The 23,242-nt window shown below is 67.4% G+C and carries 18 protein-coding genes; 7 read left to right on the top strand and 11 right to left on the bottom strand.

The window, feature by feature from the left end:
- The first annotated feature begins 1,651 nt into the window (after positions 1-1,651).
- The 4 genes from ACIBVN_RS55645 to ACIBVN_RS55630 all read left to right on the top strand — a co-directional run bounded on the left by ACIBVN_RS55645 (position 1,652) and on the right by ACIBVN_RS55630 (position 7,422).
- Entirely contained in the window at positions 1,652-1,930 is a 279-nt protein-coding gene (locus ACIBVN_RS55645) for a hypothetical protein (protein ID WP_397150185.1), read from the top strand.
- Positions 1,931-3,385: 1,455 nt separating this feature from the next.
- A complete protein-coding gene (locus tag ACIBVN_RS55640) occupies positions 3,386-4,834 on the top strand; it encodes a hypothetical protein (RefSeq protein ID WP_397150183.1) in 1,449 nt (482 codons plus the stop codon).
- Between the two features lie 125 nt (positions 4,835-4,959).
- Positions 4,960-5,496, top strand: coding sequence for a hypothetical protein (locus ACIBVN_RS55635; RefSeq protein ID WP_397150181.1), 537 nt, complete (start codon positions 4,960-4,962; stop codon positions 5,494-5,496).
- Between the two features lie 1,608 nt (positions 5,497-7,104).
- Positions 7,105-7,422 (top strand): hypothetical protein, encoded by a 318-nt coding sequence (locus ACIBVN_RS55630; RefSeq protein WP_397150179.1) that lies wholly within the window; start codon positions 7,105-7,107, stop codon positions 7,420-7,422.
- 1,268 nt (positions 7,423-8,690) lie between these two features.
- Here the strand turns inward: ACIBVN_RS55630 and ACIBVN_RS55625 are convergent.
- The 11 genes from ACIBVN_RS55625 to ACIBVN_RS55575 all read right to left on the bottom strand — a co-directional run bounded on the left by ACIBVN_RS55625 (position 8,691) and on the right by ACIBVN_RS55575 (position 20,550).
- Positions 8,691-9,176: a helix-turn-helix domain-containing protein gene (locus ACIBVN_RS55625; protein WP_397150177.1), complete on the bottom strand. Its 486-nt coding sequence runs from the start codon at positions 9,174-9,176 to the stop codon at positions 8,691-8,693.
- Between the two features lie 79 nt (positions 9,177-9,255).
- A complete protein-coding gene (locus tag ACIBVN_RS55620) occupies positions 9,256-9,999 on the bottom strand; it encodes a hypothetical protein (protein ID WP_397150175.1) in 744 nt (247 codons plus the stop codon).
- Between the two features lie 19 nt (positions 10,000-10,018).
- Complete coding sequence (locus tag ACIBVN_RS55615; RefSeq protein WP_397150173.1) at positions 10,019-10,405, bottom strand: DUF4913 domain-containing protein; 387 nt, start codon at positions 10,403-10,405, stop codon at positions 10,019-10,021.
- A 28-nt stretch (positions 10,406-10,433) separates the two neighbouring features.
- Positions 10,434-10,982 (bottom strand): DUF4913 domain-containing protein, encoded by a 549-nt coding sequence (locus ACIBVN_RS55610; RefSeq protein WP_397150172.1) that lies wholly within the window; start codon positions 10,980-10,982, stop codon positions 10,434-10,436.
- A complete protein-coding gene (locus ACIBVN_RS55605) occupies positions 10,979-12,712 on the bottom strand; it encodes a type IV secretory system conjugative DNA transfer family protein (protein ID WP_397150170.1) in 1,734 nt (577 codons plus the stop codon). The genes ACIBVN_RS55610 and ACIBVN_RS55605 overlap by 4 nt, the downstream gene beginning before the upstream one ends.
- A gap of 54 nt (positions 12,713-12,766) precedes the next feature.
- Entirely contained in the window at positions 12,767-15,403 is a 2,637-nt protein-coding gene (locus ACIBVN_RS55600; RefSeq protein WP_397150168.1) for an LAGLIDADG family homing endonuclease, read from the bottom strand.
- Positions 15,404-15,761: 358 nt separating this feature from the next.
- Entirely contained in the window at positions 15,762-17,204 is a 1,443-nt protein-coding gene (locus ACIBVN_RS55595; RefSeq protein WP_397150166.1) for an SCO6880 family protein, read from the bottom strand.
- 14 nt (positions 17,205-17,218) lie between these two features.
- Positions 17,219-18,673 (bottom strand): hypothetical protein, encoded by a 1,455-nt coding sequence (locus ACIBVN_RS55590; RefSeq protein ID WP_397150164.1) that lies wholly within the window; start codon positions 18,671-18,673, stop codon positions 17,219-17,221.
- A 245-nt stretch (positions 18,674-18,918) separates the two neighbouring features.
- On the bottom strand, positions 18,919-19,713 hold the full coding sequence (locus ACIBVN_RS55585; protein ID WP_397150162.1) for a hypothetical protein: 795 nt from the start codon (positions 19,711-19,713) through the stop codon (positions 18,919-18,921).
- Position 19,714: 1 nt separating this feature from the next.
- On the bottom strand, positions 19,715-20,113 hold the full coding sequence (locus ACIBVN_RS55580) for a hypothetical protein (protein WP_397150160.1): 399 nt from the start codon (positions 20,111-20,113) through the stop codon (positions 19,715-19,717).
- A gap of 17 nt (positions 20,114-20,130) precedes the next feature.
- A complete protein-coding gene (locus ACIBVN_RS55575; RefSeq protein WP_397150158.1) occupies positions 20,131-20,550 on the bottom strand; it encodes a hypothetical protein in 420 nt (139 codons plus the stop codon).
- A gap of 144 nt (positions 20,551-20,694) precedes the next feature.
- Here ACIBVN_RS55575 and ACIBVN_RS55570 point away from each other — a divergent pair, with 144 nt between their 5' ends.
- The 3 genes from ACIBVN_RS55570 to ACIBVN_RS55560 all read left to right on the top strand — a co-directional run bounded on the left by ACIBVN_RS55570 (position 20,695) and on the right by ACIBVN_RS55560 (position 23,149).
- Positions 20,695-21,684 (top strand): lytic transglycosylase domain-containing protein, encoded by a 990-nt coding sequence (locus ACIBVN_RS55570; protein WP_397150156.1) that lies wholly within the window; start codon positions 20,695-20,697, stop codon positions 21,682-21,684.
- 108 nt (positions 21,685-21,792) lie between these two features.
- The gene (locus tag ACIBVN_RS55565; protein ID WP_397150154.1) at positions 21,793-22,167 is read left to right on the top strand and encodes a hypothetical protein; all 375 of its coding nucleotides are present in this window, start codon (positions 21,793-21,795) and stop codon (positions 22,165-22,167) included.
- A 205-nt stretch (positions 22,168-22,372) separates the two neighbouring features.
- Positions 22,373-23,149 (top strand): hypothetical protein, encoded by a 777-nt coding sequence (locus tag ACIBVN_RS55560; protein ID WP_397150153.1) that lies wholly within the window; start codon positions 22,373-22,375, stop codon positions 23,147-23,149.
- Positions 23,150-23,242: the final 93 nt, after the last annotated feature.

The following is a 23,242-nucleotide window of genomic DNA, read 5'->3' as shown; positions in this document are numbered from 1 at the left end:
ACCATGATCCCTGCCATTCACCAGCAGAGATCACGCCCAACTGCGCCAGGCCATCCCCTTCTACCTGGGAAAACAGGATGGAATCCTCTCATTGCTGGAGATCGATCCCCAGACCGGCCCTGCCTCTCCCCCGACTCACTCCATCCGCACAGTCGAGAACGCCGCGGATGGCCCTAAGCTCCTCGGGCAGCCACGTCCAGTCGATGTCTCCGACCTTCTGGCCATCACCCCCGAGCCCACCAGGGGACACGCCATCCTCGCCAAGATCCTCGTTCGCCTGGCCCTGGCCCGCTGGAGCCTGACCGACGTCGCCACCCTCGTGGGCGACCATCCCACCGCACCGGGCCTCATCCACCTGCGACGCCAAGGCTCGCGGCGAGGAAGGGCTCGCCCGTTATCCCCCCAGCAACAGTTCAGGCGGCTTCAGCGCCAATGGGCCAAAGCCATCGCCTACGCCGCGCAACTCCCCCGCACGGCACGTCCCGCCCACGCCAACGACTCAAGCCAATGGCAGGAGCGCGTCGCCACGACCGTAGACCTCGTCGCCATGGTCCTCCACGCGATCAACAACGGCGACCCCTCCCGCTGGGCCGGACAAGCCGGACCTAGCGACCGAAAAGCACTCGAGGCCGTCCTGGAACTCTGCCTCGACGCCGCCACCACCGACATCGACATCGACTGCCGACGACTCGCCCTCATGACCGGCATGGGACGCAGCACAGCCGCACGAGCCCTCCGACGACTCTGCCAAGACTCCTGGCTCAAACGCCTATCTCCCGGCGAAGGCCAATGCAGTGCCCGATACCAAGTGCTCGAACCTCAAAATGCTCAACCGTCACAGGGTGGGACACAAGCGACCCCGCGCCCCCCTGTGTCTGAGCAAAGTGGTAGCGAGCGGCGCTCAGCCCTGCGCTCCTATCTCTCCGAACGTCGACAGTTGCTTGCTCATGACCTCTTCGCCCACCCAAAGCATCAACGGAACAGCCATGGCCTTGCTCGCTTCGTAGCGATGACCTTAGGGGCCTTGCTCGGTATCAATGAGAGCGGGGCCCTTGGCAGTGTTGATCAGCTAGCTGATGCGACCGGCCGCACACATCGAACGGTCCAGCGACACCTGCGCATCCTTCGCGCACTTCGACTGACCCACCACGATGTCGCGCCCCTCAACACCTGGCAGAAGGCAGCCGAACGCCTGTCGGAAGCCGCACGGACGGTAGGAAGTCTGGGCACCTCGCAGCACCGCCATCAGGCCTACACCGCCGAGCGAGAGGCATTCCGATGGTGGCTCCACGAAGTACTCTGGCTACAGACCAGGGCCAAACGCGCAAGCGGATCCGCTCACGGCACATTGCGAGCTCAGCCTGGGGCCGCCCCATTGAAACCGTCACGGCGAGAACGCTATCCGCGCCACCCAAACGGGTTGCCCAACCATCGCCAAGCTCGCGTCATCACCAGACGCATCCACTGCGGCTGCCAAGGGCCCTAGGTGTTGACTAGCCCTGAGGTGACCTGGTCAGAACCAACTGCGTGCGAGCAGCCCACCAGTTGCATTGCGCTGTCGCGCCGACACGCTGGTCACAATTCCCAACGGTGCTCGCAATCTGATTCCGTTTCCGCTACGGTCCTGATCATTAGCGACAGGAGGTTCACGATGCCACAGGTCTACAAAGGTGAGCGACGGACAACCACGTTCCGGCCCGACCCGGAGTTGAAGCAGCGTCTCCTGGCCGCCGCTGACGCACATGGCTACCGCCACCTTGACAACTACCTGGTGGCGCTGCTCGGCGCCCTGCACCCTGACCCAGGTCAGGAACCAAAGAAGGTGAAGCCAGCTGCCAACCTCTTGGAGGCGTTGCTGGACAGCAGCCCCCAAAGTCAGCAAGAGGAACTGAACTTGTCGACTCAGTCGAACGGCTACGCCGCAGCGTAGCCCCCGGCTAGATAGCTCAGAGAGAAGGAGGACACGCCACGGGCTGAACACCACGCCCAGGGCGATCGCCCCGGAGAGACCCGCAAAAAGTGAAGCGGGCCCTCGCGCAACTACTTGGCGGTGGACGCGCGAGGACCCTTCAAAAGAACCCCGGCCCGGCGCGTGTCGGCTGGCGAGCTCTCGCGTGCCTAGGCCGGTCCTTAAGGTCTGGAGACCACCATAGACGATGGACTCCCGGCTCTGCTAGTTGTGCCCTCATGCGGCGTGTCGCATTCGGGCGGTTCTGGCAGCGCCAGTACGCATAACGTCATACCCGGACGACCAGTCGGCATGCCGAAACAGTCGTCAAACCTTTCGGCTACGAAGGCACGGCTTTCGCAAGGGCCCGCTGCTCAATTGCCGCCTGTCAAGCCTCTTCCGCCGGACAGCGCATCCCCTGGCGGCCGGCCATCACGTTGGCTCGCGCCCGGCCCGCAGGGTGGTTCACCCCTGGCCGCCAACGTGCCGCGCGCCGATAAGCCACACATACGCGGCGTCTTTGTGACGTATTGCGAAACGCCCTTCGAGACCGGTGACGCTCTTCCTGCACGAGCAAAGACAAGTTCGTCATCTGGAGCGCTTGCCTTGCAAAGCTCGCCCTCGCCGATCCGGCGACCGGCGCTGGAGCTGTACCCCGCATCGGAGGCGCCCCTGAGCTAACCCCATGCCGCCCGGATGCCGCTGGCCCGGGCCACCCCTAATCCCATAACGCACCAGCGCTCTGGCCCAGACCACCCGGCTTGCGCCAGCAGCTCTGTTTAGTGCACCCAAAAACCGCACGGAGCAACCCATGAGCCATGCGCTCTATTTAGTACACCCAAAAACAGGCACCCACAGCGAAGGTCTGAGACTCGTCCCGTCGACCGGCGTCATGCCACAGGTCGGGCTGCCTGCGAGAGCTCCGTCGCGATGTCTCTGGCTTCCGAAGCTGACTCGATGGCTAGGCAGCCTCACGAGTTCGTCGGCGCCATTCGGCGACCGGCGCTGCAGCTGTACCCCGCATCGGAGGCGCCCCTGAGCTAACCCCATGCCGCCCGGATGCCGCCGGCCCGGGCCACCCCTAATCCCATAACGCACCAGCGCTCTGGCCCAGACCACCCGGCTTGCGCCAGCAGCTCTATTTAGTGCACCCAAAAACCGCACGGAGCAACCCATGAGCCATGCGCTCTATTCAGTACACCCAAAAACAGGCACCCACAGCGAAGGTGTGACACCTCTCCGCACCGGGAGGGATAGCCGCATCACGCAGAACGCCGCTATCGCGCTGCCCGGCCTGTACCAGCCAGGAACGGCCTGTGCGTCGCCTCCGCTTGGCCAGACGTCCGGAGTTACCTCCTTCGACGGTGAGCGAGTCGAGTCTGCAAGGAGCAGAGTCCGGCCAGCGCCGTTCGAACGCCAAGACGCAGAGGACGCCGCATGAGGGCCAAGAAGCACTACCAGGTGCCGCGCACGCTGCTCTACAGCGGCCACAGCGCGCTCGCCGTGGCCGCCTGGTGCCTCTATGAAGCGCTCGGGACTCCTGACGTGCGCGGCGGGCGGCAGCCCGCGCGCGCCCGCCGTTGCTGGATCGCCGATCAGCTCGGCGTCAGTGAGCGCACTTTGGACCGGGCCCGGACTGAGCTGCTTGCCGACCACGATGGTGCCGGCCCGTTCCTCGTCCGCGAGATCCGCGGCCTTAACCTCTCGGCGTTGCATTTCGCGTTGCGCCGACCGCAGGAGACCCGCAAGGCCTACGCCGCCGTGCCGGCCTGGAGCCTAGCTCGTGTCCACGCGGGGCCAGGCCGCATCGAGGGGCAGGTGTGCCCGGAGACTTGGCGGGCCTACGCCGTGCTGGTCGACCGACTCGACCCGGCGGGACACGATCTGACGCTGGCCAAGCTCGGTACATGGTTGTCGTGTTCGACCAGCACCGCCCGTCGTCGGCTGAATGCGTTGGAGGCGGTCGGCTGGGTGCGGGTGCGCCGCCGCGGCGGGTTGTGGATGCACGTCCAAGCCATCACCGACGAGGGCCTCATCACGATGTCCACCGCAGATGAGGCTCCCGCTGACGACACCGGCACGGGTTCCACATCTGACGAGTCCCCCGTTCCAAATGTGACGACTCCCCCCCCGCCAGAAGTGTCGGGTCCCCCCCTGCCAGATGTGGCGACTCCTTATGGCGCACCTTCAGAGGGTGCACCTTCAGATGATTCACCCTCAGAGAGCTCACGTCCTCTCGCCGTAGGCGTTCTACAGCACCGTAAGGGCGACCCCGGGAGCGCGCTGCCGCGCGAGAGGTCAATCATCGACGGGGACAAGCCGGGCACTGCCGCCCGGCGTCGACCGCCCGGCGCATTGAGCGTGATGACTGCGATCCCTCTGGCCTGGCAGCTCGACATGAGCGCACGTGACCAGGACCGAGTCCTAGCCGCCATCGAAAAGGAGATGGCAGCCGGCAAGACCACCACTGAGATGACCCTGCGCATTCGCCGCCGGTTGACCATCTGGGCCGGTCGCCAGCCTCGCCGTCCGGTCGCAGCGGCCTTGACCGTGGTCAAGCGCGGTTACACCTGCCCTCGCCCCGACTGCGAGGACCACCTGCTGCCCTCAGGGCATCCCTGCGGTGCCTGTGCCGAGATCGGTTTCGAGGTGAATCAGCAGCGGCATGCCGAAACCGCAGCGGCCCCAGGAGAGCCGGCCGATGTGTCGCCCGGGCCTCCGTCCTCGTCTCCCGCACGACCCGACCATCCCGCGCCGCCGAAGCTGGGAACGCAAGAACCTGATCCTGAGTGCCTGCGGCGCGGCGTCGAGCTGGCGCGGAAGCTGCTGCACGAGGCCAGGCACTCAGCAAGCGATCACCTGCAACGTGCGATGCGGAGCGCGTGATGGGCGCCGTTGACACGACGAGTCAACCCACGGCAGGAGAACCAGGACGAGGGCCAAGGGTTCGACATGGCCATGCCTCACCCATACCTGGCAGCGGTAAGAGGGCCGGCCAGGGGAAAGGCTCGATGCCGTCCACCGTCGCGCGGATCGAGCGGGTTGCCCTGCATGACGATGCCTCCTCCGTTGGCGCGCAGGTGTTGGGAGCCAACGGAGATGCCAGGGGCAGCGTTCGTGCATGGAAGCACACCGAGCTTCCGCAAGGACCCCGGGCGGGCAAGGCGCCGCAGCACGCCAGGCCCGCCCGGAAATCATCGGCGGGGATCGAGCGCCTGGTCGATCATGTCCACGATGCGTCCTGTCCTGGCATGCAATGGCAGCAACAGCGCGAGGTGGGACATCTGCGGGAGGTCCAGTGCCGACATGGCCTCGGTGGGAGCGTCATCGTCATGGCCTGGTTCGCACGATGGGTGAGCAGAGCACTTCCCCATCAGCGCGGGAGCATCTGCGCCGAAAGCAGACGGATCGAGGGCTTCGTGTGGTTGCCCGCCAGCCTCCGGCAGGAAGTAAGCTGGCTCGCTTGCTCTGCGCCGATGGCCATTCACCACCATGTCGAGCTTTCCGAAGACCGCGCCACGAAAGAACCGGTAGAGGTGTCGAGGTGATCGACGAGGGCTGGGCGTGTGAAGGCGACACTCTTTCGAGCGTCATCGGGCACGGCGCGGGCTGCTGGCCCGGGCGACCGCTGTCCCTCTGCGGCCGAATCTGTCAGCATCTTCGTTGCCTCCAAATCAAGCTGGCGCAGGTTGGCATGTGAGAGTGGGGCATTCCGGGCGTTGCCCGCGTCAAGTGCGTCGAAGGCGCAGAGAGGGAGGCGTGGCCGCCGCCCGCCCAAGCGATCGTTCCACGACCCCAGCCGAGAGCGGGAGAAACCGGCGCATCTGTACCGCTGGGAAGCACCACGTGCCTCGGCAGCAGAGGAAGAGGCGACCGACAGCGAGGGTCGCACGCGCGCCAGCTCCACGCCCTCCTGGGAGGTGGGCGACAGGCATGGCCACGCATGCGACCCCAGTTACTCGGAGTTGCCGAGCGTCGGAGCATCACCTGCTCCCCTACCGAGCCTTGAGGGCGCCTGTAGCTGTCTGATTCGCAGGCTCGGCCCCGGACTGCAGGGCTTGGAAACCGGTGATTTGAAGCGCATTGACTCCTCGTAAATCAATGAGTCAGACATTAGAGGAGCAACTCCCGCTTGTCACCTACTAGGCCATATCCACTCCCCCAAGTTACCGTTCTGTTATAATCTTCGTCTTTTGCTTACTTGACCCAGCCTGTACCCGGTAGGGCCATTGGAGCCTGTAAATGACCAGCTAGATGTAGGACTGCGCCCACGCGCCCACCACAGCTAGGCGGCGACTGCAGTGCCCAATACCCACCAGATGGGCTAAATGACCGCTTTGGCGTCCACTGTCTTGATCAGGTCACAGAACGAAAACAAATTGTAGTTTACACTCAGGGGTGCATACTTTCATGCACTTTGACTCGTATTATCCATCAAGACTATTTACAAGCTGTTGCGAACTGAGTCAGGAGTGAAGGGAATGCGTGACCAGCCGCAGGAACCCCATCCCGACCACGACTCACCAGGCCGACACGCCTTAGGCCGACACCGCACCGCCGATGGCTCTCATGACAGCCGGCAACCGCTCTCGTCTCGGCTCTGGAGCGGCGCAGCCCACCAGGTCGGCAAGCACGGCCGGTTGCTGGCTACCACCGCAGCCGTCAGCACGCTCGCGCTGAGCGCGTGGCTCCTCATAAGCCCAACTGGCCGCTCCAACAGCACCGCTCAAGTAGCCGCCGCGCCTCGCACCCACCTTCCACCACAGGAACCACTGCTCGAAGAACCGGTACGCCCAGTACCCACCGCAGAGGAGCCACCCGAACCGATAGGAACCTCTCCACCCATCCCCACCCGCAGCACGCACCATCCACCCGCTTCTCCCCGCCCCCCAAAGGGCTCACCCACACGGCCACCTGCTGCCAAACCATCGACACCGCCTGCGGGCAAAACGCCACAGCCTCGACATACCTTCGACAGATCGCTGCTCGTTACAAAACCGCAGAGCACCGACAACCCCATCGCAAGCGCTCTTCCCACCACCAAGAAGGCGCTGCCCGCTCCCCCACCTCCACAGGCGTCGATCCCTCCAACGATCAGCCTGGGCTCGAACCGCTCCGCCACGATCTCGATGTCCTGCCTCGTCGGGACATGCCGCATGACGTCGGCCACCGGTACCCATGGCATCACTGTCACCGGAGAAACCCTCACCGTTGACGCCCTCGACTCCAAGCCTGGCTGCGCCGGCCCCCCACGTATCGAATCGGGCACCCTCACCGTCACCTGGACGGGCAGTACCCGCGGAGATGGCACGACCACGTCAGGCACGACCACCGGCGGCGGCACCCTCACCGCCACGGTCACATGGACTATCGTCAACGACGAAGGCAACGTTGTGGTTGAACCAAGCGGCGGCAGCTACTGGAGCAACTGCCCTCCCACACCCCAGAGCGCCAAAAATCCCGGAAGCCCCTGATGAAGCTCCCCAACCGTCAGCGACTCATCCCGATCGTCATCGACGCCCTCGTCGTCGTCACGGCTACGACCGGACCAGCGGTGGCCGACAGCTCCAAACACGTGAGCATCCGAACGAACATGCGCCGCGCTCTACGCAGAGAACACCACCGAGTACGCCAACTGCCTCTCCTGCACACCAGGCGTCATCGACCGAACGACCGCCAACCGCCCCACGGCCACAGCCAGACCACGGCCGCCGATCCGCTACGGCAAGCAGAACGGCATCGGCCGCAACATGGAGCAGACATCGGCGGAGTGCTGTAGGCAGTTGCGTTCCTGTATTTGGTCGACGACCCGACACCATCCAGCCGGCGCCGAAGATCCGGCAACGACAGGGCGCCGCTGCGGCCGCTGGCCGCCCCGCGATGACCACCCTCGCCGACCTGGCCGCCGACGTGAGCGCCGACCTCGACGATTCCGCACTGCGGCGGGGCAGGGCCTCCAGTTGAACCGTCCTCTCATGCAGGGGGCCATAGACGCCCCAGCATGATCGCCAGTTGTCGGTTCAGCTACAGCGCTGGCGTGCGCTGGCCTGCAGAACCTGCCGTCCGATGTACATCGGAGCCTGGCCATCCTGCCCATCCGCGACCTGGTCCGCCGTCGTGAGCGAGGCATCGAACTGGGCGTGCACGAGGATGAGTTGAAGAGCAGCAGGCGGGCTTTACTTCAGTACCGCAGCAGAAGTCCGCTCGGACGGGGTGCCGCCGGCGGATCGTCTACCGCGAGATCCCGGCCTCCGGCCGCGCCAACAAGGCGCTCATCCACGTGCCGGCTACCGGACCGCGCGCCCACCCCAGGGGCGTGCGCCACCGCCATCGCCTGGTTAACCGAACAGCGCGGAAGCAGTCCGAAGGCAGCGCACAGCTGAGGCCGCCCCGTCGCACCAGCACGACTCCAGCAGGTCCCGCGCCACGCGAAGATCGACCTGGGCTAGGTGCGCGGTCGGCGCCAGTACAAGCACACAAGCAGCAACGACGACGAGCGTGATCGTGACGCTCCCAAGAACGCTGCCGAAGTGAGACTCGTACGACCCCCAGAGACCGGCAGCGACGCCTCCGGCGCGGTGCAGGGCAAGCGGGTATCGAGGTTGCCGATAACCCTCACTCCCAGTTCCTGATACGCCAGCCTGGATGCGCTCGATGCGCCTGACCGAGCGGACGCCACGCTGTGCTGTTCGCCTGGAAACTGTGTAGTTCGCCTGTCTGAGCCAGCCGCACCAGGAAAGGTTTATGCATGGTGAGACTGGCCCGCCGCCTGCGTCAAAGACTCCTGCGAGAGCGCGGCACGCGGCACGGGCACGGCCACATCCAGCCCAACCATCTCCCCGGCCTGTCGTTTGACGAGCGTTAGCGTGGTGATCTCCCTGCCGTCGGCGGACAGCGTGTGGGACTCGCACGTCACGACATCGTCGGCGTTCGCCTTGGCGAAGACAAGGTCGACGACCTGAACTGCGTGCCGATGCTGCTCCTCACGGCGCTCGAGGACCGCCTTCAGCGCCTGCTGTACACGGTCACCGTGACGCAGGAACGTCGGGTCGACGTCGAGGAAGGCCGCAAGCCGATGTAAAGCGGCCGGTGAGGGAGTGCGAATGCCCGACTCCAGGAAACTGATGTAGGAGACGGAGAAGCCGACCGCCTTGGCGAACTTGGCTTGTGACAGGTTCCGCGCCTTACGGAGCCGCCTGAGACGGTTACCGAACGTTTCGGGATTCAACATGGGGCCTCGCAGTTGACTGGGTGTCGTTTGACCGTTCGTGATAGGGGTGGATTGATCATCACTGTGGTTACCAAGGTCAGGGCGTCGCGGTGGCTGTCTTGGCTTTGGCAGGCGTGTGATGTGGGGCAGCCGCGCGAGATGCTTTCTGCTGCGGAGTTGCGCGCCGGGGGCTGCCGCCGGTCGTGGAACGCAGCGCGGCCGCCGCGGCTCGGCGTTGATGAGCAGGCTGACGCGCGACTTGTTCGGCCCGTGAGGCTCCCGCCTTGGCGACGTGCTCCAGCCATTGCACAGCCTGCCGTGCACGGGCCAGGCCGCTCCCAGCGGCGCCGAGTGCTTTGCTGAGCACCCAAGCGTCGGCTGCGATCCGGCCTGTGGCCAGATCGGCGACGGTCTTGAGTGCGCGTTTGCCGCGCGGATCGGCCAAGACCTTGTCCTTGTACTGGCCGAGGTGGCGCTCCACGGCCCCGCCGAACTGGCGCACGCTGTCGTAGGTGGCTGTGATTCTTTTCCATTCCGGCCGGTCACGGAGAGCGTCGGCCTGCTGGTGCACCGCTGCCACGGCCTCGGCCACGTCCCGGCGCCGCCGCCAGACAGCCCCGAGCTGGTCGGTTGGCATCCCATGCCGGAATTCGCCTAGCGCGAGGTCCATCTTGTTGCCGAAGGACAACTCCATGCCGAACTGCTGTTTCAGCAAGGCGATCCCCAAGCGGATTTCGGCGAACTCTGCGACCATCTCGGGCGGGATCAGGTCCCGGGCCGCCTCCTCCAGGTCTTGGTAGGCGCTGTCCAGCGGGTCGGCCGGTGTTTCAGTTGCGGCCATCTGCGCATCCTCTCTGTCGCTACACGGAAGCGAAGCCTGCGGGATTGGGGAAGAGGGACGCCCCGGAGAGAAGGGGCACGTCTGGGCGATGTGCCTCCGCCTTGTCGAGGGCGGTCATGTACCGCCAGAGCGGACCATCGGGCGAGCGAAGTTCTCGCAGCGCCGGATCGAGGTGGTCGCGGTGCCAGGAGGTCGGTCCCGTCCAGCAGCCGGCCTCGGGGTCGGTCAGTTCCTGCCAGGCCAGTATGAGGTCGTGCAAGCGAGCTACCGCTTCCTCGTGTTCCCACCAGCGCAGGCACCAGGGCGCCGTCGGGCTCGGCTCTCGGGTATGGGTGGGCACGAGGAGGTGGTCGTTGGCGTTGACGAGTGAGGTCTTGGCTGAGAGTGCGGTGCGGCATCGGCACATCCCGGTGTGGGAGGAAGTGGAGGGACGGTTATGGCACAGAGACTCCGCCTGCGGTGAGCGGAGACGGTTCAGCCGTCACAGGTATGCTCCAGGAGACGTGTTTGGCAGGCCGGTGCGCGGGCTTGTCCGGGGCGCTCATGCACCGGGAAAAGGGCCCGTTGGGGGCTCGAAGCTCCCGCATGGCCGGATCGAGGCAAGTGTTGTGCCAGGTGTCAGGCCCGGTAAAGCCGCCCGCTTCCGGATCGATCCAGTACTGCCAGGCAAGCCACAGCCCGTGCAGACGCCCGACCGCTTCGGGGTGCTCCCACCACACGGGGCACCACAGCGCGGTGGAGCTGGGGATGCGATCAGCGAGGTACTCGGGGATGAGCAGGTCGTTGACCCACTGCTTGAGGAGTGGCAGCTCCACGGCGTACTCGGTCCCATCCAGCAGGAAGATGAACCGGGGGCCCGCGAGCGTCTCGTCCTGCTGTTCGCCGGGGTCAACGTTGGCGGGCAGTTCGAAGAAGTCCAGGGGCTCTTGCACCGGCCCGGAAAAGGCGGGTGTGCCGGGCATCTCCTCCGGTGTATCGGTCATGGCACCTTCTTTCGTACAGCTCGGTCAGTGATCTGCTGTTGTATGCGAGCAGCAGCAGCGCCGAGGCGGCGGCCGAAAGGCTCGCCCATCCACGGCCGCATCACGATCGGCACCGGGCGGATGCCGGTAAGCAGCAAAATCCCGGTGAATTTCTTGAAAGCTCGGATGTCGGCGGCTGTGTAGATGCGCTCTTTGCGGGTGGACACGCTCACGCTGCGGCCGCTGCGGCTGTGCGAGACGCTGGATTCGATGACCTTGTGGTGGCCGACCAAGCGGCTGATCTTCTCAGCGTGATCAGCGTCGTCGATCCCAGCACCGATGATCTTCACGGTGCTCGCGCTCCACAACGCGTCCATGCCCGGGCTGCCCCAGACGCGGACCCCCTGCTGGTAGCTCTGCAAGATCGTGATGACCGGGATCCCGGTGCCGCCCAAGAAGCTGTATAGATCGGGCAAGTCCTCGATCGGCGCCACGTTCGCCGCCTCGTCCAGCACGACCAGCAGTGGCGGGTCGGTGCGGCCGCCGACTCGTTCGGCGGCCGCGATGCCTGCCTGCAGCACCGTGTCGGCCAGGGCAGCCACCAGCGGAGCAGCTCCGTTTCTACCCTTCTTGCTGAACAAGTACAGCGTGTCAGTGCTGGCCACGAAGCCGGTTGGGTCGAATACAGGCTTGCCAGGCGTCGGAGTGATCCACCGGTTGATCTCCGGGTCCAGCAGGCACGCTACGGTCTGTGCGGCGGTGTCATAGACGCCACCGCGGGTTTCCGGCGGGAGGGAGACGGTGTGCTCGAGTTGGCCGGCCATGCCCACAGCGGCGGCGGCGCGCAAGGCGTCAATCGGGTCTTGCTCGGCCGGATGGGCCAACCATTCCAGCACCTGATGAACAGTTGCTCCGCTGGTGGCCGCAGCGTGGAACAGGTTGGCTAACAGGTTTCCGGCCGCCAGCGCCCAATAGTTGCCGCGTTCGTTAGCCGAGAAGCTCGTGGTGATGAAGTGGGAGGCCAGGCGGCGTGCGCCTTCCACCGTCCGTGCGGCTTTGAGAATGTCCCACCAGAACTCCTGCGGATGGTGGCAGATCTGCTGAGGGTCGAACACCCACAGAGTGCCGCGTGCCCGGCGTGGCGCGGCGGTGGTGGTGAGGGCGTCCGGGCGAATGCTGGTGACCACGGCCGCGCCAGGTGCACGGATGGCGCTCTGCGCGATGATTGTCGTCGTCTTGCCCGACCTGGGACCCATGAACGCCAGATAAACGTCCTCCCAACTGCCGCGTAGCTCGGTGCCAGCGTGGTCGCCGATGAGCACGCCTGCCTCGTCGGGGCTGACATGTTTGGTGGCGCGCAGGGAGGGGCGCAGGCGGCGAGCCTTGCGCACCGCCCCTCGGTAGGTGAATTCGCGCAGGTCGCGTAGCCCCGCGAGGCCGGGTGCGGGCGCGAGCCACCGGTAGCCGGTCTGAGCGAGCGGCACGCCCACCGCGGCGCCGACGCTGGCAGTGACCACGATGCCAGCCCAGACGGCGATCGGGGACACTCCGGGCCAAACCTGCTGGGTACCGTCTGCAAGCTGTAGTAACAAGTGCGCTGTGAAGGGCGGGGGCCGCCAGCCAGCGCCGCCGATGAGCGCACCCAGCGTGCCGCCCAGCCAGACCAGCCCGGTCAACGCCACGCCAGTGAGCATGACGCCGGCCGCGATCCAGGGCACAACCTCGGTGTGGGCGCTGCGCTCACCCAGCATGGCCGCCCCCCGAATGAGCTCGCGACATGACGATATGGACGGGTCGCAGGGCGGTCATGAGCGGCCTCCCCGCATGGCCGCATCGGTGTCGTAGAGCTGACGTTCGGCGTCGGTCAGTTGCAGCCGCGTGGGGATGCCGACCCGCTGCCCGATCTTGATCAGATACTTGCCGCGGCCGGGGTGCATCGCCGCCGCGGCATCCAATCCCGAGGCCGTCGGTGAGGCCCAGGACGCCACCAGCGAGGTCTCCGCCTGCGTGAGCGGCTTTTGCGCCGACACCCGGACCAGCTCACTGACTGGCATGGCGGCCAGGATCAACGTGTCGCAACGCTCCATCAGCCCGCGCGCCTTGGCTCTGTCCTCCTCGGTCGGCAGCGCCTCCAAGTCCTGCAGCGAATGGGTGATCATGAGGGAGATCTCCCCCTTGCTGCGGTTCAACCTGGTGATCGCGTCCATCGCGGCCACCATGCCGGGCCCGGCCCGCAACGCCCGCCACAGCTCGTCCAGGGGCAGAACGACCTGACGGTCAAGCAGGCCAAACGCGCGCGCGGTGTCGACGCTGGCGTAACTGTAAGCCCAGGTGGCCAACAGCCCGGCGGCCACGACCTGGTCACCGGCCGACAGGATCGGCGACAGGTCGATCGCCAGCGCCGGCTGAGACAGGTCTAGCGGAGAAGTTGTGGGCCGGTCGAACAAGCCGCTCAGCGGCCCGTCGCACAGGTTCTCCAGCGCGGCGATGACCGGCCGGACCGTGCCGAGATAAGTTCTCTCATCACGGGCGATGAGCCGATCGCGGAGCGCCTGCGGGCTCTGGCGCAGCACGGCGATGACGTCGGGGATGGTGGGGTCGACGCCAGGTTGTTGCGCGTCGGCGGCCAGCCGTACCGCGGTGTTGATGGCGGTGCTCTCCTCGGCGCTGGGGCGTCGGGTCAGACCGTGCGGCGTGGCCAGGAGGGCGTGCAGCAGCTCGCCGCGTCTGCCGTTCACCTCGGCCACAACCCGCTCGCGTTGCTCGGCCGGGAGGCTGGAAAGGTGGCGGCCGAGCGGTCCACTGTCGAGGGGGTTGATGACGTCCATCCCTCGGCCGATGCGCACGACCTGGCCGCCGAGCGCGCGCACCAAGGCGGCGTACTCGCCCTTGACGTCGCCCGGCACGACCAAGGTGCAGCCGTAGGCGACCAGGCCGAGGCACAGCCGTTTGGCGATCGCGGAGTTGTGGGTGGGGATGAACGATCTGCCGGCCAGAAAAAGGCCCGTGGGGTTGGCGACCTGAATACAGCGAACGGCGCGGGAGACGACGGGCTCGACGGCCACGATGTAGCGGCGACGGGTACGCGTGTTCGTCCAAGGCTTGCCCTGCCGTAGCAGGCGTTCTTGATGCAGCGTGTGCTTGCGGGTAAGCCGGAAGACCCGGGTGGCGGTTGTGAAGGAGACCGTCCACTTGGGGCCGTAGTCGCGGCCACCAAGGCGAGCTCGGCCCGAGGTCATGGCTGGGCGCAGACCAAGGGAGCAGACCAACTCGTGCACGCCGTCGGCGAGGCGTTTGTTGGTCGTGACGAACTCGACCTGACCGCCTGGGCTGACGGCCCCGTCGGTGTCGAGGAGTCCCGCCAGGAGCGCACGTCGCTGCTCGACGTCGGCGCGCAGGTATTCGGCGGGGATGTGCTTGTTGCCGTGCACACCCAACGCCTTGAGCTGGCCGGTGAAGGTAGCACGCCGCCAGCAGGCCCGGCACCGCTCCCCGATCGAGTTCCGCGCGAGCGGAGCATGACAATCGGCGCACTGACGAGGTGCCGCCCGGCGATGTGTTCCTGATGTGATGGCCTTGCCCAGGCATTGGCGCGAGCAATATCTCTGGCGGCGCTGCCTCGGTGTGAAACGACGTCGGCAGGTGGTGCACGTGAGGGACGTTGGCTGGGCCGGGTCATCAGCCGGTCGGCGGATGCTGTAGGCGTATTTTCCGGAGATCTTGCGGACCACGTAGCCAGCAGCCTCGAGGAAGGTCACGAGCTCCGGATCTGCGGTGGAGATGCGAGCGGCGGCAGTCCACCCGTCGCCGAGCCATGCTCCCAGGACGTAGGGGTCGATCAAGAGACGAGCAGGGGGCAGTCGGAGCTCGCCGCAGACGGCCACAGCATGATTGCTTTTCCCGCCGGCGGTGAGAGTCGCGCCGATCTGCCTCGTGGTGATCGGGGCCTGGGCGGCCGGACGCTGATCTTGCGCCAGCGCAGTCAGACGGTCGTGGATCCGATCGAGCACGCGCTGACGCTCACGGAGTCGGGCTTTGCCGCGTGGTTCTCCTACAGCGGGCAGATCGGCAGTCCAGCGATACAGCCGTTCCTTATCCCACCCACGCCCGGTGTCCGCCCAGCCCAGTTCTCGTGCCAACGAAGCGATCACCGCGGTGCTGCCGGGCGCGGTCTCAGCGGCTGCCTTGGCCACCGCGGCAAGCTCGGCGGGTCGGCCCAGCCGGCGTCGCTGCCGTGGTGCGCGCGCCTCAGCCATGTGCCGCTGCCGGTCACCGGCTGTCTCGGTGACCCAAAGATGATCGGCATCGGCGACGATCGAGGAGTGATCCGAAAAGGTCACCTCCAGGCAATCCCTGCCGGTCATCACTTCTGAGACGGCGACCACGGGCGTGGGGTACCCCTCCTCGGTGAAGACCAGATCACCGACCTCCAGGTCGCCCATGAGCTTCCACCCGGTTGGGGTGGGAATGGGCGTGGCCACATCGAGTGCCTTGCCGGCACCCGGCTGGCCTTGGATCCACACACTCGGGTTGGTGGTCAGCTTGCCGACCCAACCGGGCGGGTCGACGCACACCAGCTCGTGAGCGAGTAGGTCAGGGCCGATCGGTACGCCCTCGGCAGGCAGCGAACCAGCCTGCACGAACGGGAACAGACCGCCCACCTGCACCGTGGTCCCCAGATAGAGGGATCCGGGCTCGACGTGCGCAGCGCGGCCGCGCGGCCAGCCGCGGCGCGGTGCCACCCGCTCAGGCGTCAACACCGGACCGGCGGGTGTGCGGGGGCGGCGCGTGCGGCGCGGGTCAGCGGTCACCGGGATACACCCCGCACGGAAGCCCGGAGGCGAAGGCGGCGGCCTGGCCGCCGTAGGCCAGGCGGAGCTTGAGCCGGGCGTGCCCGGCGGCCTGTTCGACCTCGCGGCGAGCCTGGGCGAGCTCGGCGCGGCTGGGCGCGGTCGTCGTCACGTACAGGCTCCATTGGACCAGGCCGGCGCCGTGGGCCTCTTCGATCGCGGCCCGGGCGGCGCGGTTGGCGTCGGCTCGGTCGCGGGCGGTGGGATCGCGGCGGGTGCGCCGCTTGTACTCCTCGCGCACCGCGGCGGCGTTGACTTCTTGTTCCAGCAGGGCGCCGGCGACGTCGCGGGGCAGCGTCCGGTAGGTCAGCGTGACGCGGCGCCGGTACTGGCCGGGGCTGAGCAGGCTGAGCAGCACGTCGTGGGCCACGCGCTGGCGGGGCGCCTCCAGCAGGACCCACGACATCGAATAGGAGCCCTCGTGCTGGTAGTGGTCATACCGTTCGCGGGCGTGCTCGGGACGTGCGTCGGCCCAGCGCAGTTTCTCCCACCCGGTCGAGACGGGTTCGGCGTCGACGTCGTAGGCGGTGCGAATGATGCGGATCAGGTCAGTTGCGCTGGCCCGGCGCAGGATCTCGGCTCCGGCCGCCGAGATGGCCAGGCCGCCCAGGCTGCGCAGCACCTCGGCGACGGCCCGGTCCACGTCGCGTGGTGAGGTGGTGCCGACGGACGGATCGCAAGTCAGTGAGAGTCTGGCGCGGACTTGTGCTGAGGCGCGCGGCGCCATCGCGGTCAGCTCGCTGATCACCTGCTGGGCCAGCGCGGGCGCATCGGTGGCCAGCCGTGTCTGGACGTGATCGGCGAGCTGCGTTCCAGGCTCTGGGACCAGTTCCACGGTCACCGCTGCGTGCTGGATGGTGACATCGTCAGCGAGCGTGGCCAGCAAATGCCCCCAGTTGGCCACCTGCCGGTTGACGGTGGCCGGATCGGCCAGCAAGGCGCCGGACGGTGACAGCAGCAGCGTGGCCGTCATGTGCCCGCTTCGCTGGTTCCACACCACGCCGATGCGGCCTCTGCCGGGATCGGCGACGTCCAGCAGCCGGGTCGGAGCCAGCACGCCCGGAAGGTCCCAGCGTTCCGGCATGGGGGTGACCATCTGACCTAGGACGATGGTGCGGGTGCGCCAGTCCGCCCAGCGCCACCGCAGCCAGGCCAAGCCGGCGTCCATGACGAGGACGCCGCCGCGGCGGGCCACCGCCAGCAGCGCCGTGATCAGCCCGGCAGGAGCCAAGATCACGGCTGCCCGCACGCCGAGCAGGACGCCGGCCAGCAACGGCACCAGCACCCCCAACAGCAGCATGACGGTCTGACGGGTGTCCAGTGAGCCCAGGCCCAGGCTGCGTGAACGCCGCCAGCCGCCGTAGGTGTGCAGATCCGTGGTGGTGCTGCTCATCAGCCTGCTTCACCTCACCCGTAGTTTCGGTCGACGACGGTCGGGCGGTCCCCGCCGGCTCCCCCGCTGTCGCGTTCGGCCCGCTCGAGCGGGTGTGTCCCTGGCGCTTCGGAGGGCTCACCGGCCTGGTGCTCACCGGCCTGGCCAGCGCTGGCCACATGCCCGGCGGCGGCCTGGCCGAGGTGCTCGCCCGTCTCGACGACGGCGCCTGCCACAGCTCCGTAAGGGCCCGCTGCGGCCGTGCCCGGGCCCAGGGCCGTCGAGCCTGTCGAACCCGCCGTGTCGACCGCCTGGGTCGCGCTCTTTTGACCGGCGCCAACGCCGAGGCTGGGATCTCCTCCTGTCGGCGATTCAGGCCCGGCGGCCGGCGAGGGCGCCTTCGTGCTGTCGCCCTCTGCGGGCTGTACAGGCGTTCCCGGTCCTGTGCCTCCTGGGCTGCCGGGCGTGGGACCGTCGGGCGATGGGACCGCAGGATTGCGTTGCTCGCCATCGGACTGAGGGTCTGTTTGCCTGATCTGCTGCATCCGCTGTTCCTGCTCGACCACCGACGTGCGCGCCGGACCAGCACCGCCGCCGTCGGCGGCCTCGCCGCCCCCGCCGCCCGCTCTGGAGGCGGCCATCCACGCAACCTGGCTCAGCCACGACCCCGCGCCGCCGCCAGCCGCGGCCATCCCCAACGGCGCGAAGATCTTCACAAGCGCTGGCATGGCGATCACCGCCAGCACGAACATGATCAGCGCGTACAGCAGGCCCGAGATCTCGGTGGAATCTCGGAACTGGGCCACCGCGGCGACGATGATCAAGGAGACGATGGGCTTGTAGGCGGCGACCGTCAGAATGGCAGTGATCGTCTTGGGAAGCCAGGCGCGGGTGGCGTTGGTGCCGATGCTGCCGGCTGCCGCGATCGGCAGCATCAGGGCCAGGATCGGGACCGTGGCGTTGCGCAGCCACAGCACGATCATCTGGATAACCAAGACCAGGATCAACAGGGACGCCAGCTGGATGGTCAGCCACGCGGGCAACCCGGTCGAGGTGATCATCGCGGTGATTTCCCGGTTGACCAGCCCATTGCGCGACAGGTCCCCCAGGATCCACTCCGACAGCAGGTCGGAGGTGCGCATCACGCCGCCGGTCACCGCGACGCCGCACAAGGCAACCAGGCCAGTGACGACCAGCCCTTGCAGGGCCTCCAGAAGAGGCATCCCCCGGCCCTGGATCATGGTGCGGATGGCCTGCCAGAGCAGCAGCAAGACGGCGATCATCATGCCGATCGACAGGGTCATGCCGTACAGGCGCATCGCGCCCTGCTGCTCCAAGTCGAAGCTGGTGAACGACAGCCACATCCGCAGGAAGATGTCCAGAAGGGTCCGCGCCGCCGCCATCACGAGCGCGGTCAGCGGGGTGAGCAACGACTTGTCCAAGGCCTTGGCGGCGGTTTCGGCCGCTCGGTCGCCCACGTTGCTGAGCACGCAGTCCGGTCGCAGGATCTGGGGGCCCAGGGCCTTGCACGGGTTCTGCGGCGCGGTTGACCGGGTGGGTTTCGGGGGCGGCGTCGACTCCCCCGGCAGACCCGTCGCCATGGCCGTCGCCGGCAGAGCGGGGCGTGCCGAGGCGGTGGCGGCCGGTCCGAGTCCGGCGGTCAGTAGGAGTGCCAGTGCCACCCCGCTGATGAGGCGGCTGAGGTGGGGCGGCGCTGGCCAGGGGCGGTGCATGCTCATCTCGCCTTCGCCGGGCGGATGGCGGACCAGCCGAGCAGGTTGAACTCGGCGCTGCCTGGTTCGGCGTAGCGCAGCGCCGGCATCTGGTCGGCGGGGGTACGCACCGCGAGCCAGTCGCCGCCGCGGATCTCGGGATGCCAGCGCATGTGCACCGTCACCGCGCCGGAGGTGTTGGTCACCGGTTGTTCCCGGCTGGCCATCAGGTCGACCTGGAGGTTGAGGTTGACGATGATGTTGTCGCTGTCGCGGCTCGTCCAGCGCACACCGGTCGGCTGGACGAGAATGCTGGCCTCCGGCGGGAGGGCGGCTTCGGTGTCGAAGCCGAGTTGGCGGCGAAACCATCCCGCTCCCTGCACCGCTTCTTCCCGGGTGGCGGCGCGATCAGCGGGGTCGATGTAGACCTGGACAGCCTTGGCCGCGTGGGCTGCGTCCAGCGTCCACGACGCTTGGTAGAGCGCGGCGGCGGCAGCAGCAGCGCCCGCCGGGCGGTGCGGGAAGCGCACCGGGTACCGCTCGGCCTGCGTGGCGGTGGGCTCGGGCAGTTCGACCCAGCGATCAGGACGGACGTAGCCGGACGGATCGCTGGCTGTGGGCGGCATGGACGGCGTGGTGCTGGCGCCGGTCGTAACCACAGCGGGGCTGGCGGCCGCGGTCAGACTTGTCCCCGACGGCTCCCGATGCAGCAGGCTCACCACCGCGGCCGCCACGATGACCGCCACCACGATTCCCCCGAGGAAGGCACCACGCAGGCGGCGACGCGCCAGCTGGTCGAGGTCGTGGGAAGAGGGCATGTCAGTTCCCGCTCCCGGCCGGTACGACGAAGCCCACGATGCTCACGGCTGTCATCGCCAGCATGAGTCCCACCAAGACCCAGGGGACCGAAGCGGCGCCGTCGGCGGCCAGGTGGTGGCGGTTGGACTTCCCGAGAGTCATCTTGACCGCGATCCCCGTGAGCGACAGTGCCGCGACAGCACCGGTGATCCACTTTCCCGCACCGAGGAACCTGCTGAAATAGTCGGTCAGTCCGGTCGGCGCAGCCGGTGGAGGGTCGGGAAGCTGGAATCCGCCGCCGGTATTGCCCGATCCGCCGCCGACGCCGGAGACCGCGTTGCTGCCGGACGGGGTGGGAGTGGGAGGAGGCAGGACTGCGCCGAGCTGGTCGACGGTTGAGGCGAGTGTGTCGTGAAGCATCTGCACCAGGTGAACGGTCACGGGTTGAGGCCCTTCGCAAGCAGCGCCCGCTGCAGCGTGCGGGCGGTCCGGGTGACGCGGCCGCCGGCTTGCAGTGCCGTCTGCCGGTCGAGCTGACGTAACGCGATCAAGAACGGCACGCGCACGGTCACGGCGACCTCACCGCTGATGGCGCGGAGCCGGAAGCGGGCCAGGCGTGGCATGGGCAAAGGCGCGTCGGCCACGATGATCAGCGCGGGACGTGGCAGATGCCGCGGCCAGGAGGCAACCATGCGAGCTGCGTGGTCGGCGCCTTCCGCGGTGGCTTTGACGACCAGGGCCGGGCGGTGCCCCTCGGGCACGGTCCCGTCGAACTCGAACGCAGCAGGGTGCGCACGACGATGGTTGAGCAGGTCGGCGACCGTGCTGGTACCTGCGCCGCCGTGGGCACCGATCAAGGTCCACCGAACTGCTGGCTGTCCCTGCTTTGACGATCGCACCCTTGCATCCCTTTAGGCCATTCCGCCACATTAGAAACTTGACAGACAGATTAACCAGATTTGACAAGCTTTGGCGACAGGGCATTAAGGAAACGCGGCGACATGCGAAGTCTTGTGGTCATCGCGGCGACGCTCGCCGTGGTCATTGCTGGCCTGCCGCTCCTTCTGCTGCTCGCGTCCAAGGAAGCGGCCTCAGCCGGAGTCGGCGACCAGCCGACGTTCGGCGGCGCGCAGGACCCGGTCGACGTCGCCGACATCCCCACAGAGATACTGCGGCTCTACATCGCCGCCTCCCGCACCTGTCCGGGGCTGCATTGGTCGCTGGCCGCCGCGGTGGGCAAGATCGAAACCGACCACGGCCGCTCAACTCTGCCCGGCGTCAAGAGCGGCACCAACGCCGCAGGAGCCGCCGGACCGATGCAGTTCCTGATCTCCACCTGGGGCGGCGCTGCAAAGATCAAAATAGGAACGCCGTTCCACGGCTACGCCGCCGACGGGGACGGCGACGGCTGGGCAGATGTCTACAACGCCGCCGACGCCATCTACGGCGCGGTCAAGTACCTGTGCGCCTCCGGTGTCGTCTCCGACGTGCGTCGCGCCTTATACGCCTACAACCACTCCTGGGCCTACGTGGACGATGTGCTCGCCCAAGCCGAGCGCTACCGGCGGGCGGCCAGCGCGGGCGCGACAACGAAGAACCGTCAGAACTTCGCGCCTGAGCAGCAGGGCGGCCCGGACAAGCTCACCCCGCGCACCCGCCGCATCCGCGACCTGATCAAGCAGCAGTTCGGCGTGCCCTACGGCATCGGCTGCTACCGATCCCTCGAGGATGGCGGCGAGCACCCGCGGGGCCGAGCCTGCGACTTCATGCTGTCGCGCGGCGGGCGCATGCCCTCGGCCGGCGAGCTGGCCCGTGGGGACGCCATCGCGGCCTGGGCACAAGCCAACGCCGACGCCCTCGGTGTGCTTTACATCATTTGGAAGCAGCGGATCTGGTCCACGGACAGGGCCGATGAGGGCTGGCGGCCGATGAACGACCGCGGCTCCATCACCGAGAACCACCACGACCACGTGCACATCTCGATGAACTAGGGACGAATAGCATCTGGTGACGCGCATTCACGATTGGAGACGATCGTTTGCGCGCCTCGTGAGCGTGATGCGGACGCCGCGAGGCAGCCACGGCCAGGAAGGAGAACCATGTGGGAAGAAATCATCAGGACCGGCGATCTCGATGACGCTCTGGCGATGCTCACCCAGGACGCTCCCGACGGCGAGTTCTTGGAAGCGATGACACGGGTCCTCGGCGAGGACCACCACGTGCCACTGGATGAGGGGGCTGGCCTGGCCTACATCGCCGGCCCTGCCTGGCGGGAGTCCTCCACCAAACCAGGAGAGGGCGAATGCGATACCTACACGGTGGATCGCATGCTTCCTAGGGAGGTGCTGGCCGTCCCTCTCATCGCCGAGGCGATTGGGCAAGCATCCGCCAATCCTGATCAGCACCGGGCTCTTGTGGAGGAGGTGGCTCGGGTCCAGGCGGCCGCCGCCCGGGAATCGCCGGGCGGGGCCTGACCTCCGTCCGGCGAGCTGAGGCGGAAAGCATGTGCCCGACGCCCTCGCAGCTCGCACGGTCCGCGCGGGAGCAAGGTACCGGACGGTTCCGCGTGCCGATGCCGAGAGCCGTCGCCAGCCTCCCAGATGTCATTACTCGAAGGTTTACCCTGAGTCAGGGTTATTTCTTGCTTTATGAGGTGGCTTGTTTCTATGCTCGGCCGATATGCGGGACGATCAGCACGAGCGTCATGCCAACCCGCCACCGCTGACGGGGCCTATGGCGCTGACCCATCTGTCAGGGCGGCACCCCAGCACCGAGCCGATCGAATCCGGGCCGCCATGGCCGCACACCCCACACGAGGGCGAGGAGTCGGGACGCCGACGCCCGCTCACGGGCGAGCGGAGTGATGACGAGGTTGAGCTCGGTTTCTTGGCCCGCACCTCGGAGGATCGCGAGTTCTGGTCCGACGACCGTGACAAGGATGACGACGACGAGGATGACGAGGCCGAGGACTCGTGGGACGACCTGACCGGCCGTCGCCGACGGCGCCGAGTCCCGCTGGCGCTGACTGCGGGCGCGGCAGCCGGCGGCGTGGCGCTGCTGGTGGGGATCTGGTCCACGGCCGGCAAGAGTGACGATCCTCCCGCCGCCCCTGCCACGGCCGCCTTGTCCCCGCCCGGCCAGTCCAGCCTGGACTCACCGCCCCCGCTGCCCGAAGCCGAGCCGACACACCCCATCGTCACACCCAAGCCCAGCCGCAAACCCTCGGCCTCACCCACCACCAAGCCGACGCAGGTGAGGACCAAGACGTCCCAGCCGACACCGAAACCCACACCCAAGCCCTCGGTCAAGGCGAGCCACACCACCCGGCCCAAGCCGCCCAAGGACGCCGTGGCCCCCATAGGGCCCACTGACGCTCCGCCGCCGCCGGCCAGCGAGCAGGACAACGAACCTTGGCAGACGGGTCCAACTGAGGCGCCGCCCCCGCCTGGCGGATAACCCCTATCCCCTTGCTACCTGAATTCTGAACGCCGATGAACCGCGAATCGCGCCGCCATCCGCGCCACCCACGCCCGGGTCAGCGATCAGCCC

The sequence above is a fragment of the Nonomuraea sp. NPDC049400 genome (assembly GCF_044466425.1).
Taxonomy (GTDB): domain Bacteria; phylum Actinomycetota; class Actinomycetes; order Streptosporangiales; family Streptosporangiaceae; genus Nonomuraea.
The sequence above is the reverse complement of the archived record's forward strand: the minus strand, read 5'-3'. Positions and strand labels throughout refer to the sequence as shown.